Genomic DNA, 13,895 nt, shown 5'->3' on the forward strand with positions numbered 1-13,895 from the left:
TCAACTTGAAGATGCATGTTTCAGAGCGCCACCGTGTTTTCAATACTAGGCACGCTAATGCAGGAGGCACCTTTCAAATTAGCGTAACAACGTAGTGGAAACACGACGGCGCTCCCAAAGGGCAAGTTTTACACGCGTTTATGCTGTGTTATTGATTTTGATAAGGGGAAGCCATTACCTGCAATCAATGCCTTGCCTAAACGCGTGTAAAATCTTGCTGAAATCAAGCCTCTCCAGGTTGATTGGGTATATCACTCTGCAATGCCGTTTTTGTGTCGGTACTATGCTGTGGTTGACTGATATCACAGAGGCGGGATCGGCCATAATGGAACTCGTTAATGATAATAAGTATCGTTTTTACTTTTTTTTGTGGCAAAATACGCTTCTGCTTAGTTAATGGTTTGTTCAAATAGATGTCTAAAATAGCTCCCATCGTCACTGACCGTCCGCCTTTATCTCGCATCATTCGCGTTCTGGAATATATACATCAGCACTTGGATGAGCCTTTATCAGTTGAACAATTGGCGGCAAAAAGTTGTTGGTCTCGTTGGCAGTTGCAACGGGTTTTTTTACACGAAACGGGTTTTTCTGTAGCCAACTATGTCCGTGAAATTAAGCTTAGCCGAGCTGCCGAACTATTGGTGGCGACGGAATTACGCATGATAGACATTGCTTTGCTGCTGGGTTTTGGTTCTGAAATGAGCTTCAGTCGAGCGTTTAAGAATATGTTTGACTTAAGTCCAAGGGCCTATAAAAAAAGGGGGGTGTTAACTGGGCTAAGAAAACCATTAGAAGTGACAAAAGTGCATCACTTACCTAAAGGAGGGAAGCGCTTAACCCAAGTGCGAATTGAAACGCGAGCAGGATTTCATTTCAGTGGCATCGACGTTGAGATCAGTGGGGTATTATCGCCACAGCCTAACTTCCAACAGCGCGTGCCTTTAGTGTGGCAACAATTTCATCATTCATTGGCAGATGTGAAAGACGCATGGCCATTTAAGCCAACTTATCTTGATGCGATGCTAGGAGTCATTGATACGACGCAAGTTAACCTTGCTGGCGGCAACCTTCGTTATTGGGCAGCACTTGGTCATTCTATGAGTTCAGCTGACATGTCTGCTATCTCCCAGATTATCACGCCGTTTAAAACCAAATATGTACCGGAACAAACGTATGCGGTGGTGACACATAGAGGCCCAATAAGGCAGTTAGCGGCGACCATTGAGTGGTTTTTATTAAATTGGCTACCGGAATCAGGCTATCGGGGCTTAGACGGTTATGAATTAGAAGTATATCCCGTCAAATATGATGGATCCGCTGAGCAGGCTTGCATGGAATATTGGCTGCCTGTGATGGCGAAAGGAGAGTCTCTAGGATAAATGTCGCAACATGCCCCAAATTGTTAACTTTTATTGGCGAATCCATATAGAATGCAAATGATATCTATTACCATTTATTCTAGTTGTTTAGAGGATGCACATGCCATTTCCCATCATTTATAAACGTACTGCCTTGGCTAGTATGATATCGACAATTTTGTATCAACCGCTAGTTTATGCTGAGCAGGGGACGACTAACAATGCCACAGGGGAGTCAGCTGAAGAGGTGCAAACCATGACGGTATTGGGTCAGGCCTACCGGAACACGGCAACAAAAACATCTCTAGACGTGTACGAAACGCCACAGGCTATTTCGGTCATTGATGCTGAAATGTTAGAGCAGCGAGATGTTAGCTCAGTAGCAGAAGCATTACGCTATGTGCCGGGGGTTAATACAGAGTTACGTGGCGGCGCAGTGACCAGACTTGATTTATTTAATATTCGTGGTTTTGATAATTACCAAAACTTCTATGATGGCTTGCCTTTGATGTATAACGGCTGGAATTTACAGCCGCAGATCGATCCTGTGATGCTTGAGCAAATTGAAGTATTCAAAGGCCCAACGTCTGTTTTGTATGGTAGTACGCCGCCTGGCGGCATGGTTAACATGATCGCTAAGTCGCCGCAACGTGAGGCGAAACACGGTATTAGTGTTAAGACAGGCAGTTATCAACGTAAAGAGTTGATGTTTGATAGCACGGGTCAAATTGCGCAAAGTAATTTAGCTTATCGCGTGGTGGGGCTAGTACGGCAAAAAGAGGGTCAAGCCGACACTTCAGAAGAAGAGCGCTGGGTATTCGCGCCATCATTAGATTGGCAGATGAGCGATAGCACTTTACTCAATGTGAACATGTATTACCAAAACGATCCCAGTGCTGGCATCTATACCACAGTACCTGCTGCAGGCTCGGTGAAGCCACATCCGATGGGAAATCTTTCGCCTAGTACCTTCTTGGGTGATGAGAATTGGAATACCTACGAGCGAGAAGTTTTATTGCTAGGGTATAAGTTACTGCATGATTTAAATGACAATTGGCAGTTTTTACAAAATACGCGCTACATGGATGCAAGTGCGTATCAAGAAAATATGTACAACAATCCCGCAGGTTTAGCCCTAGACCAAAGTACGATTGGGCGTCATGCCTATTTAACCGATGAAACCTCAAATAGTTTAGCCATTGATAACCAACTATCTGGTCGTATTGCGGTTGGAGAGATGGAGCATCATCTGTTGCTGGGTATTGATTACCAAGCATTGTCTTCCGATGTTATCTACAAAGATACCAGTGATGGCTACAGCTTGATGGTGGATGTGTTTCAGCCAAATCACCAGGCCATTGACCGCGATTCTTTAACCTTTAATTATGGTTCAGATGTAAAGCTGGAAACGCGCCAATTAGGCTTTTACGCACAAGACCAAATGCGTTTTAATCAGTGGGTTGTTATTGCTGGCGTTCGTTATGACAAGTTCACATCTGAGACAAAAGCTAACTCGGTTTACAGCGGTAATGCAAGCTCAAGTCGTGACAAAGTTGACCAAGATAACCTCTCTTTCCGAGTGGGGGGATTGTATGAATTTAATAACGGCTTTGCCCCTTATATTAGTTATGCCGAAAGTTTCGAGCCAGTTTCAGGTATTGATAAAGCGGGTAGTGGGTTTGATCCAACGACCGGGCACCAGTGGGAAGCCGGGCTGAAATATAGCGATGAGAGTTTAGCGCACACAGCAAATTTGGCCGTATTTCATATCACCAAAGAGGATTCGCTGGTATCTGACCCGAATAATATTTACGGGCCGAAGATGCAATCCGGTGAGATTGTGTCAAAAGGCGTTGAATTTGAGAGCCAACATGAGCTGACCGATAACCTTGGGATCGCGCTTAATTATACTTGGATTGACATGGAGATCACCAAAGATACCACTGGTCTCCAAGGTAAAACACCGGTTTGGGTACCAGAACAAACCGCCTCTTTGTGGGCGAATTACCAATTCTATCAAGGTGCGTTAAGTGGCACGCAAATTGGTACGGGTCTGCGCTATGTCGGGGAAACGCAAATGGACTCGATGAACACCGACACAGTACCGAGTTATACCTTGGTCGATTTAACCTTGTCGTATGATCTGGCCAATGTCAGTACTTCGCTGGCTGGAGCGAAAGCTTCGTTAGCGGCGACTAATTTGTTAAACAAAGAATATTACTCTTGTTATGACCAAGCAAACTGCTGGTTTGGCGAAGAGCGTAGTGTTGAAGCGAGCGTGAGCCTGACATTTTAATGGTAAATAGTGTCCCTGACGCCAATGGTTATTGGCGTTTTAATTTGTGTTCCACTAGCGATGTGGTGAGTAAAGTATGACGAGTCAGCCAAAGGCTCTCTCCCGATTAAATTCGACCGTTGCCAGTGACAGTCACGATCCTGCTCATGCTGCGTTAATTGCGCTAGCGGAGCAAATTGCCCCCCTAATGCAGGGCAGTTGCGGCGGTGAGCAACCGTTATTACGTGCTGTTTCGGCGACTGACGAGAAGAAGCAGGATACATCGGGGGCTTTGCTTTCGCAGCTTTATGGCTATTGGCAGCAACAACACCCAGAGGCAGGGCCGTTATACTGGTTAACGCGAAGTTGGACAATGTTAAGCTGGCAACCTATTTACTTGTCCTTGTTGAGTGTTTACGGCATCCAAGCCGTGCCCGAGTTACGCGCCTTAAGCCAAACCTTGCACCTTGAACAAGGCTTAGTGGCTGGTTTTTCCATCGCGAATGCCTCTGTATATCGAGGGGATCAGGCCATGTTGATCCGTAACGCTACGAATGAGTTATGGCAATTGTTGTCGCAATTACAGCAGCAATTTGACCAACAGATCCGTTTAAGGCCGGGGTTGATTAAATCCTTATTAGCCGATGATCTCGTTGCGAGTGCGTTAAGAATGCAGCACTTACGGGATGATTTGAGCCATAGCGAGCTAATGGATCAGATCGCTTGTTGGCAGAATGAGCTAAAGTTGCCGGCAACGCCGCCAACTGCTTTTTTTGTTGATCAAGCCACTCAAATGCTGGCATTCACGCGCAAAAGTTGCTGCATGCATTACCGGCGTAATGACGGTGATTATTGCGCCAATTGCCCGAAAGCTAATAAGGTATCGCGCTGTTTACCCACTTGAATTACTTGTATTGAAAAGAAGACGATCAGCCAATGTTCCAACTAAACCAAGTTAATGTTCGACGTGATGGACGAGACATTTTGTCTTTGCCTGAATTAACGATCGCCACGGATAAATTAACCGTTATTTTGGGCCACAATGGCTCAGGAAAATCGACATTGGTCAATATATTAGCCGGGCAATTAAAACCAGACTCTGGCCAAGTGTTACTCAATAACCAAGCTTTAGTGCACTTGTCAGCGCGAGCACTGGCGCAACAGGTGGCGTATTTACCTCAGCGTTTACCCGCGGCGTCCGGTTTAACCGTGGCAGAGTTAGTAAAATTGGGGCGTTTTCCTTGGTTAGGAACCTTCGGTCGATTTCGCAAACGCGATCAAGACATCATGAACCAAGCCATGGCCGACACCGACATATTGGCTTTCAAGCAGGTATTGGCCGATCAGCTCTCAGGTGGCGAGCGACAGCGGGCGTGGATTGCCATGCTATTGGCGCAGCAGTCGCCCGTTCTGGTACTTGATGAGCCAACTTCGGCGCTGGATGTGGGGCATCAATATCAACTGTTAGCGTTATTACAGCGGCTTAATCGCAGCACAGGCAAAGGGGTTGTCATTATTTTACATGATATTAATTTAGCCTTGCGTTATGCCGATGCCGTGATCGCGTTAAAGCAAGGTAAAGTTGTGTTTCAAGGAGACCATTCAAGCTTACTTAACGAAGCGCAGTTGTCTGACTTATACCAAGCCAATATCCAACTTATTAATCACCCGACAAAAGATAAAAAGGTCGCTGTTGTATGCTAATTAAATACCTTGCACCTATTGACTGGCTTAAGTCAAAAAACAAGTTTACTCAATCTATTACGCTTGCCACTTTAGTGTTTTGTTTACTTTTTTCTTGGTCAATTAAGGCTGAAATTTGGGTTGAAGACAGTGATGGAAAGCACTCTTTTACCAGCCATCCTGTGCGTGTCGCCGCGTTAAATTGGGACATTGCGGAGCAAGTGATTGAACTTGGCGTAACACCGATTGCGATGCCCGATCTTACAGGTTATGAACAGTGGGTGGTGACGCCAGCCATACCCGAAGGCGTTGAAGATATAGGCGCTCGGATAGAGCCCAATATTGAAAAATTAATGGCATTAAAGCCCGATGTTATCTTGATTGCCGCACCGCAAAAAGATTTGGCGTCGCGACTTGAAAAAATTGCCCCCGTTTTATTTTACCAAACTTACAGTGAGTCTCATGATAACGCTGCCGCGGCTGTTGATAACTTTCGAAAAATAGCGCAACTGCTTGATAAAACCGCGCTGGCAGAGCAAAAATTGCAGGCGATGGAAGCGCGCTTGGATGAACTTAGATCAGCATTGCTAACGGCTTATGATGGCAACTTACCACAAGTGAAAGCCATTCGCTTTGCCAGTGTTAACTCGGTTTATGTATATGGCGAAAACTCTATTCCTCAGTATGCCTTGAGTAAATTGGGGGTGGTGGAATCAGAGGTGCAGCCAAGAACACAATGGGGCATCGCGCAAAAGCGGATCACTGCATTACAGCAATTTTCTCAGCATACTGTGCTGTATTTTGAGCCCTTTGAATACCGTGACAAGTTAGCGGAATCTAGAGTTTGGCAAGCCATGCCATTTGTACAACAGCAGCGCTTTAACCGCGTAGCAGCAACATGGAGCTATGGTGGTGCGATGTCTATCTTGTATAACGCCGAAGCATTAAGTCAAAGTTTATTGGAGCTTGCTCCCCGTTGATAATACGTTACACCATGACGCTGGTGGCCTTGTGCGTCATTTCTTTTCTCCACCTGCAGCTAGGTGGTATGGCCAGTGATACCTCTTTTAATGGTCATGTTCTGACATTGTTCGAACAAAGCGCACTTTTGTTTGGTACACCTGCTGAATCGTTTACCGAAATTAACTATTACTACGTGCAGTTACCGCGTTGGTTGATGGGGCTAATTGTCGGTGCAATGTTAGGTTTGGTTGGTAGCTTAATGCAGCAGCTAACACAAAACCCGTTAATGTCGCCCTTGACCTTGGGCACGGCGTCTGGCGCTTGGCTTGCGTTGGTGATTATCAATGTCTTTTTCCCAAGTTGGGTGGGAGAGTACAGTGCCATAGCGGCATTAATGGGGTCGGTGTTAACGCTGCTGTTGGTGCTGGCAATAGTGGGAATTCGTAATGTGAGTGGCCTGCCGATTGTATTGGCGGGCATGACGGTGAACATTTTATTGGGCGCGATAGCCAGCGCGATTATTTTACTTAATGATCAGTACGCGAAAAATTTATTTATTTGGGGCGCTGGCGATTTAGGGCAAAATGGTTGGTCTTGGCTACAGTGGTTATTGCCTAAAATTACCGTTGCCCTGGCTATCTTGTTGTTTGCCCCGCGTTTGCTAACGGTGCTTAAACTCGGCCAGCAAGGCGCAACTGCGCGTGGCGTAAGTGTGGTGCCAATGTTTCTTGGCTTTATTGCGATTGGTTTATGGCTCGTCGCGAGTGTGATCACCGCGGTTGGCGTTATTAGCTTTATTGGTTTATTAGCGCCCAATGTTGCGCGAATATTAGGTGCTCGCACCGCAAGAGATGAGCTTTGGTTTAGCTTAATGCTGGGCGCGATATTACTCTGTGCTACCGATAGTTTGGCTCTCTGGGTAGGAGCTTACAGTGTCGACATTATTCCTAGTGGCACCGCGACCGCGATGATTGGTGCACCTGCATTAATTTGGATCGCCCGTCATCATTTTAAGGCGCAAGACAACTTATCCATTAGTTTACCTGACGGCCGCGCGCATTTGGGGCGTTATACGGGTTGGTTGTTAGGCGCATGCTTGGTACTAGCAACATTGTTATATACCTTGTTTAGCTACAGTGGCAATGGCGTTTCATTGCTCTTGCCAAATGAATTTGTCTGGTCGGTTCGTTGGCCGCGAATGGTCACCACCTTAGCCGCTGGAGCAGGGTTAGCCATCGCGGGAGCAATGTTGCAACGCTTAGTGTACAACCCTTTAGCCAGCCCTGACTTATTGGGGATCAGTGCCGGCGCCACATTTACCTTAGTGGGCAGTAGTTTATTGTTTGGTGTCTCCATTCATGAATCCGGGCCATTGGTGGCATTCAGTGGCAGCATGCTGGTGCTGGCTTTGTTGCTACTCTTGGGCAAAAAGCACCAGTATGCGCCGTCAATGCTGATTTTAACGGGAATCTCATTAACCGCGATGATCGAAGCATTGGTGCATTTTGCGTTAACGCGCGGCGGTGAAGACGAATACGTTATTTTAACCTGGCTATCTGGCTCAGCCTATCGAGCGCAAGGCTCACACGCATTAATGTTACTTGCTGTGGTGCTGGTGTTAGCTGGATTGAGCATAAGCGCATCGCGCTGGCTTACGTTGATTTCTGTTGGACGAAGCTTTGCCACTGCCCGAGGGTTAAATGTAAGTTGGGCTTATGTCTTACTGTTGAGCTGTGTCGCCATGTTATGTGCTATTGTCACCACGACGATGGGACCCGTGGCATTTGTGGGTTTACTGGCTCCGCACATGGCCATTATGCTGGGTGCTAAACAAGTTAAGCCGCAACTAGTAGTTGCTGCATTATTGGGAGCATTATTAATGCTAACCGCAGATTGGCTAGGACAAATTGTTGTTTATCCGGGACAAATATCTGCCGGTATTTTGGTCTCGATAATCGGCGGTGGCTATTTTATTTTCCTATTAATGCGCAGTCGCTGATGTGAATGCCGTTTGGCATGATCAGCGATGGCGCATTTTACTCGTTAATATTTAAAAGTTAATCGGCTATTTAGGTCGCTCTGATTTAAATACACTGGCTAAATTTGCGTATTCTGCGCCGCCTAAACGGGCGAGGGGATCCAGTGCGAGGGCATCTATTTTATGGCGGCCATCTTCGCTAAGAGTGGCCACTTGCGGATCAAGATAAGCGCGTGTCACTTCCACAAACATCAACTTCATTGGCAACTCGCCCATTTCTACTACCTTGTGTAGTTTACACGCGAAAGCAATTTTACATTGCTCAATACGCGGCAAACTTGAGCCGGTGAATTCCACCAGATTAAGGTGGGTTAAGTTGGCTAGTTGTAACTCTGACTCATCGTTTGGCAATGAAGAGGCTGACTCAGTGACCACTGCAGCCAAGCTGGTATCGGCAATGTGGATCACTAACTCTTGGTTTAACTCCACATTGGTGGCGGAGTCTTTATATTCGCCAGTAGGTTTTTTACCCACGGCATACATCAAAATAGCCGGGTTTGAGCTAATGGCGGTGAAGTACGAAAATGGCGCTAAATTAAGCGTATCTTGAGCATTTTTCGACAACACCCAAGCTATCGGGCGCGGCACGATGGTTTGAGTTAAAGTGTGATAAATCTGATTTGGCGAAAGCTTAGCAAAGTCTAAAATCATAACCTTCTCAGTGAGTTAATTGTTCATCGCATTAGTCTAGGCGATTTAGGCGCGCGAGTCAGCAATGGCTTTATACTCCGCTGGAAATGTGGGAGTGATCAAGTCCCATGCTGAGTTAACGTATTCTATTTACATATCAGAGGTAAAATCGATTGGCTGCTTGGCTAACGCGGTAACGACCGAACATAATTTGCGCTGCAAACGGCTGAATTAAGTATAAATGTCGGCTTCGCGACACCTATACCCAATTAACCTGGAGATGCTTGATTTCAGCAAGATTTTACACACGTTTAGGCAAGGCATTGATTGCAGGTAATGGCTTCCCCTTATCAAAATCAATAACACAGCATAAACGCGTGTAAAACTTGCCCTTTGGGAGCGCCACCGTATTTCCACTACGTTGTTACGCTAATTTAAAAGGTGCCTACATTCCTGCATTAGCGTGCCTAGTATTGAAAACACGGTGGCGCTCTGAAACATGCATCTTCAAGTTGATTGGGTATATACTTATTGGTATGGATTTTTGAGCTGACTAATTGCCTGAAGCTTCTAAATGCTGAACGACATCAATTCGAAAACCGCTTGGGTCTTGTAGCATAAAATGTACTTGTCCCCAAACTTCTTCTTTTAGCGCCATCGCAATTGTCAAATCCATTTTTTGTGCTTCGGCATATGCCTGAGCGGCATCTTTAACCTCTAGCGATATCACGTATCCCTCAGGGGACATCAGTGGCCGCAGAAACTCAGGTTGAGTTGCATGCTCCGGCATTAAGAATCCAAGCTGGACGCCTGAGCTTGGTGATACCAAATGCAAGTAAAAGTCAGCGTCAAAAAACACAGCATTAAATCCAAACACAGATTCATAGAACGTTTTCACCGCTTCCAAGTTTGTCGTTACCATCACAGGGAACATCGCTTCAATTTCAATCATCTTACTTACTCTCTCTAACTGTTGATTAAGTGCAATACATTATTCTTCAATCAACAGAGAAGTGATTGTATAAAACGGACATCTTTAAAAACTGAGTAGGAGTTACCCCAGACAAACGTTTAAACTCGCGAATGAAATGCGGTTGGTCGTAAAAATGATCTAGGTATGCTTGGTTACACGCCAGTGTATTCATCCCTTTGAGAGTGCTCTGAAATTTCATTACCTTGCCAAAGTCTTTAGGAAGCAGTCCAAGGTGTTGCTTGGTTAACCTTCTTAGCTGGCGTGCAGACACGCCAAACTCAGCACACTGGCTATCTGATAGATCAAGGTGGGAGCTAACATTTTTGTAACAGTATCTGATGTAGCGCGCCAGACGAACATCAACATCGGCAAACTTGACTGCAGACAGCATGACTTTCGACAGGTTATTGCAACATTCGTCAAAGCACTTTGAATTTTCAAGGGACTCAAATACCGAACAAACAATCGCAGTGGGTAATAAGTCTGCCGCTTTTACACTACCTGCCATTCCCCATTCTCCTAATGGGATAGCAATCAGGCCACGATGGCCGAGAATTCGAAAACGAATGCCAAAAAAGGACGCCGGCCCGTCGATATGAAACAAGGTAGATGAGAGAAACGGTGGAACAAGAAAGTTATCGCTGGCGCTGTTTAGATTAATTATCCAATCTACACAGTTATCTGGCACGCTATGATATAAAAATTGACCTTTAGCTACTTTTAGCTGCCAGTATGATTGCACCCAACGATTTAATGGGGGGAGCGGTTGCCGCGTTATATACGCGCGGTCATCAGCGACAGCGCCTTGCATTGGGTTATAATCTAACAACATTTTAAGATTGATTTACTAAACATAAGCTTTGTTAACCACTCGTTTTCTATTCGTATGGTGTGGTGCATAAAACCCGGCCTATCCTTCATCAATTTTACTGTTGCACAATAACGCCAACAATATTTGCTCATATTTTATTAAGATAAGTTCTCCCAACGAAAAATCAAGCGCGATATCATTTCATCATTACGGAGACAAAATAAGTAACCCGAGTTCTGGGTAAGCAAAATAGTATATTTCCCCTGCAAAAACGCGGTAAATATGTCCCTATACGCTTTGCGTTTTTATCCCTGAAAACGAAATTTTGCAGTAAAAATATACTTTATCCATTCGTAATAGGCTTAAGCAAAACTGAGGTTAAGTAACAGAGGGGTAAGCGTTAATTGATTGACTCTTGATGGTCGATGTATCTAATCAACCTGAAACATGCATCTTCAAGTAGATTGGGTATATACTGATACGTCGTTAAGGGAGCCTCATGATTACTTGGAAACATCAAATTGAGTCGATTAAACACCTTGTTGATTGGGTTTGGTACCTAGAGGTAAAGCAGGGCGAGTCGATAGCGTTTATGCCCCAGTTGATACCGAATGTGAACGCACATTACATTATCACGCCTTCAACTCAAACTTATGATTACCAGAACAAAGTGAGTCACTTTGTCGGGACCGGCTCCCACCTTATTACACCCAGTACACAAACCCTTATCTTAAATGATGACGCTCCATTAACTCGGTTGGGCATTCGATTTACACCAACGGCGCTATATCAGCTGCAACAGCAAGAGTCGGGGGTGATTGACCAATGTTTAGAGCTTGATTGGCTTGCTCATCTACTCTCGTCAAGTGATTACCAGTCACTGATTGTGGAGGGTGAAAAAGCGGCCATATTGGAGCGTGTAGAGCAAGATCTACAGCCGCTGATGAAATCGGTTCAAAGGGACAGGTCGGTTATTCTTGTTGAAAAAGCATTAGCCTTAATAGAGCAACATAATGGTTTATTTACCAGCGATAATTTGGCTCAACAGTGCTTTACAACAAAGCGAACGTTAGAGCGAGCGTTTAAGAAAACGGTAGGGATAGGCATTAAGCAGTATCAAAGCATCGTCAAGTTTGAAGCGCTGTTTATGCATTTGCATCAACAGCCAAATAAGGCCAATTGGGCTGAAATGGCAAGCCAGTTTGGTTTCAGCGATCAGCCTCATTTGATCAGGAAAATGAAGCAAGTTATTGGGGTGACACCATCAGGTTATTTGAATGCTCGAGACTTAGTGATTGATGCCTATGGTGATTTTGAGTAGGGCTGCTGTTAGGTTGCGGGATATTAGCCTTGCTGCAAATGTCGCAAATGTCGCAAATGTTCAATCCTCGACAACAATCGCCCATTATCCTTGGCCCATATTCAAAAGCCAAGGAAACAGCCAGTGTCTATATCACTATTCAAACAAGGTAAAGCCGTCCCGCTAAGTGACAAACTAACGATCAAGCTGATCACTCAAGACGATCTTAAAGACATTATTGCTATGTTGGATAATCCAAATGTAACTAAATATCTTTTTTTCGCACCCGCGCCAGTTGAATTATATGAAGGTTTTTTTAACCCGATCATCGAAAACGTACAACAAGCGATAGCAAAAGGCGAATGGCCTGAAAGTCCAACGGCTATCATTCGAGATCTCGATGGCGCTTATATGGGGATGGCAGGCTTACCTAAGGTTATGTTTATGCAAGGTAACTTTGAAGTGGGTTATCAACTTGCGGAGCATGCTTGGGGTCAAGGTATTGCGTCTTTAGTGTGTGCCTTTATGACCAAGCTTGCGTTTACAGAGCTAGGCGCTCATAAAGTAACCGCTGACTGCTACCTGAGTAATGTGGGCTCTTATAAAGTGATGGAAAAGTGTGGCTACACCTTAGAAGGAACACAAAAAAATTATTATAAAGTAGATACTGGCTTTGATGACCGAGTGTTATACGGCATGACAGCTGCGCAATTCAAGCTGCGCTAACCTGTTTGTGAAATGGCCTAACCAGCAGTTTTCATCGTCGATTTAATTTCCTCTGTCACCGCTGAACAGCAAGGCGCGTTGTAGGCAAACGCGCCAGTGCGACTAGTAAATTATTCCGGTACCAATTGCTCGCTGCGGAAAAAACCTTGTTGGTTGTCGCCAAGTAACTCAGCCAGCAGGGGCAAACAGGCGTCCATTTCCGCTTTTAGTTTCCATGGCGGGTTAATCACTATCATGCCGCTTGAGGTCATGCCGCGCTCATTGGTATCTGGTTTAATCGCCAGCTCAAACAATTGAATGTTGCGAATACCACTGTTAATAAAGCCTTGCTCCATCTGCTTAATGCGATAACGCTCTACTACGGGATACCAAATGGCATAGACGCCCGTTGCAAAACGCTTATGAGCAGCAATTACAGTGCTTACCACTTTGTCGTAGTCAGATTTTATCTCATACGGCGGGTCGATTAACACAAAGCCGCGGCGCTCTTTTGGCGGCACTTTGGCAATTAAGCCTTTAAAGCCGTCGCCATGCTCAACCGCCGTGCGACGCTCACGAGGAAAGGTTTGTTTTAGTAATTCAATCTCAGTGGTGTGTAGCTCAAACAGGTTTAGTCTGTCGTGTTCACTCAGCACAGCTTTGGCAATAGATGGTGAGCCAGGGTAGTGGGCTAGTTCGCCGCCTTCGTTAAAGTCTTTGATTAGGTCAACGTAGTCTTGCAATGGCTCGGGTAAATTCCCTTGTTGCCAAAGTTTGGCAATGCCAGTGAGGTATTCTTGCGTTTTTTGTGCATGCTCAGAGTTAAGGGCATAACCGCCGGGGCCGCTGTGAGTGTCTAAATACAAATAGGGCTTAGGCTTGGCATTTAAATGACGAAAAATACGCAGCGCAACAAGGTGTTTTAGTACATCGGCAAAATTGCCAGCATGGTAGGAATGGCGATAGCTTAACAAGGGCACAACTCAAGCAATAAATAATAGCGCTATGATAACTTGAGTTGGGGGTGAGGTCTATTTGCAGACGGTAACTGACCTGTATTTTGTTGTTTGGCGGCAAAAGAATGATCCCTAGCACTAAAACTGGACACGTCACTAAGCAATGTTCTTTAGTTCAAATGCTTCTGGACTGACATAGCCAT

General features: G+C 45.2%; 12 protein-coding genes. 8 read left to right on the plus strand and 4 right to left on the minus strand.

Features of this window, described 5'->3' with window-relative positions:
* Positions 1-413: 413 nt before the first annotated feature.
* From Q4519_RS16480 to fhuB, 6 genes are all read left to right on the plus strand, one after another.
* Positions 414-1,379, plus strand: coding sequence for an AraC family transcriptional regulator (locus Q4519_RS16480; protein ID WP_303514123.1), 966 nt, complete (start codon positions 414-416; stop codon positions 1,377-1,379).
* A gap of 100 nt (positions 1,380-1,479) precedes the next feature.
* Complete coding sequence (locus tag Q4519_RS16485) at positions 1,480-3,654, plus strand: TonB-dependent siderophore receptor (protein ID WP_303514125.1); 2,175 nt, start codon at positions 1,480-1,482, stop codon at positions 3,652-3,654.
* 76 nt (positions 3,655-3,730) lie between these two features.
* Positions 3,731-4,537: a siderophore ferric iron reductase gene (locus Q4519_RS16490; RefSeq protein WP_303514128.1), complete on the plus strand. Its 807-nt coding sequence runs from the start codon at positions 3,731-3,733 to the stop codon at positions 4,535-4,537.
* Positions 4,538-4,569: 32 nt separating this feature from the next.
* On the plus strand, positions 4,570-5,337 hold the full coding sequence (locus Q4519_RS16495; RefSeq protein ID WP_232801334.1) for an ABC transporter ATP-binding protein: 768 nt from the start codon (positions 4,570-4,572) through the stop codon (positions 5,335-5,337).
* Positions 5,331-6,296 (plus strand): iron-siderophore ABC transporter substrate-binding protein, encoded by a 966-nt coding sequence (locus tag Q4519_RS16500; protein WP_232801333.1) that lies wholly within the window; start codon positions 5,331-5,333, stop codon positions 6,294-6,296. Before Q4519_RS16495 ends, Q4519_RS16500 begins: the two co-directional genes overlap by 7 nt.
* The gene (fhuB, locus tag Q4519_RS16505) at positions 6,293-8,278 is read left to right on the plus strand and encodes a Fe(3+)-hydroxamate ABC transporter permease FhuB (RefSeq protein ID WP_303514132.1); all 1,986 of its coding nucleotides are present in this window, start codon (positions 6,293-6,295) and stop codon (positions 8,276-8,278) included. Before Q4519_RS16500 ends, fhuB begins: the two co-directional genes overlap by 4 nt.
* Positions 8,279-8,344: 66 nt before the next feature.
* Here the strand turns inward: fhuB and Q4519_RS16510 are convergent, their stop codons facing one another.
* The 3 genes from Q4519_RS16510 to Q4519_RS16520 form a co-directional block, all read right to left on the minus strand.
* Positions 8,345-8,968: a flavin reductase family protein gene (locus tag Q4519_RS16510; RefSeq protein ID WP_232801331.1), complete on the minus strand. Its 624-nt coding sequence runs from the start codon at positions 8,966-8,968 to the stop codon at positions 8,345-8,347.
* Positions 8,969-9,500: 532 nt separating this feature from the next.
* Positions 9,501-9,899, minus strand: a complete 399-nt coding sequence (locus tag Q4519_RS16515; protein ID WP_303514137.1) for a VOC family protein — start codon at positions 9,897-9,899, stop codon at positions 9,501-9,503.
* 46 nt (positions 9,900-9,945) lie between these two features.
* Positions 9,946-10,752: a helix-turn-helix domain-containing protein gene (locus Q4519_RS16520; protein ID WP_303514140.1), complete on the minus strand. Its 807-nt coding sequence runs from the start codon at positions 10,750-10,752 to the stop codon at positions 9,946-9,948.
* A 478-nt stretch (positions 10,753-11,230) separates the two neighbouring features.
* Here Q4519_RS16520 and Q4519_RS16525 point away from each other — a divergent pair, with 478 nt between their 5' ends.
* On the plus strand, positions 11,231-12,052 hold the full coding sequence (locus Q4519_RS16525) for an AraC family transcriptional regulator (RefSeq protein WP_303514143.1): 822 nt from the start codon (positions 11,231-11,233) through the stop codon (positions 12,050-12,052).
* A gap of 123 nt (positions 12,053-12,175) precedes the next feature.
* Positions 12,176-12,757 carry a GNAT family N-acetyltransferase gene (locus Q4519_RS16530; RefSeq protein WP_303514146.1) on the plus strand — a complete coding sequence of 194 codons (582 nt, stop codon included), beginning with the start codon at positions 12,176-12,178 and terminating at the stop codon, positions 12,755-12,757.
* A 110-nt stretch (positions 12,758-12,867) separates the two neighbouring features.
* Here the strand turns inward: Q4519_RS16530 and Q4519_RS16535 are convergent, their stop codons facing one another.
* Entirely contained in the window at positions 12,868-13,710 is an 843-nt protein-coding gene (locus Q4519_RS16535) for a 23S rRNA (adenine(2030)-N(6))-methyltransferase RlmJ (protein WP_303514149.1), read from the minus strand.
* Between the last annotated feature and the right edge of the window lie 185 nt (positions 13,711-13,895).

Source organism: Motilimonas sp. 1_MG-2023, assembly GCF_030547455.1.
Taxonomy (GTDB): domain Bacteria; phylum Pseudomonadota; class Gammaproteobacteria; order Enterobacterales; family CBDFNC01; genus Motilimonas.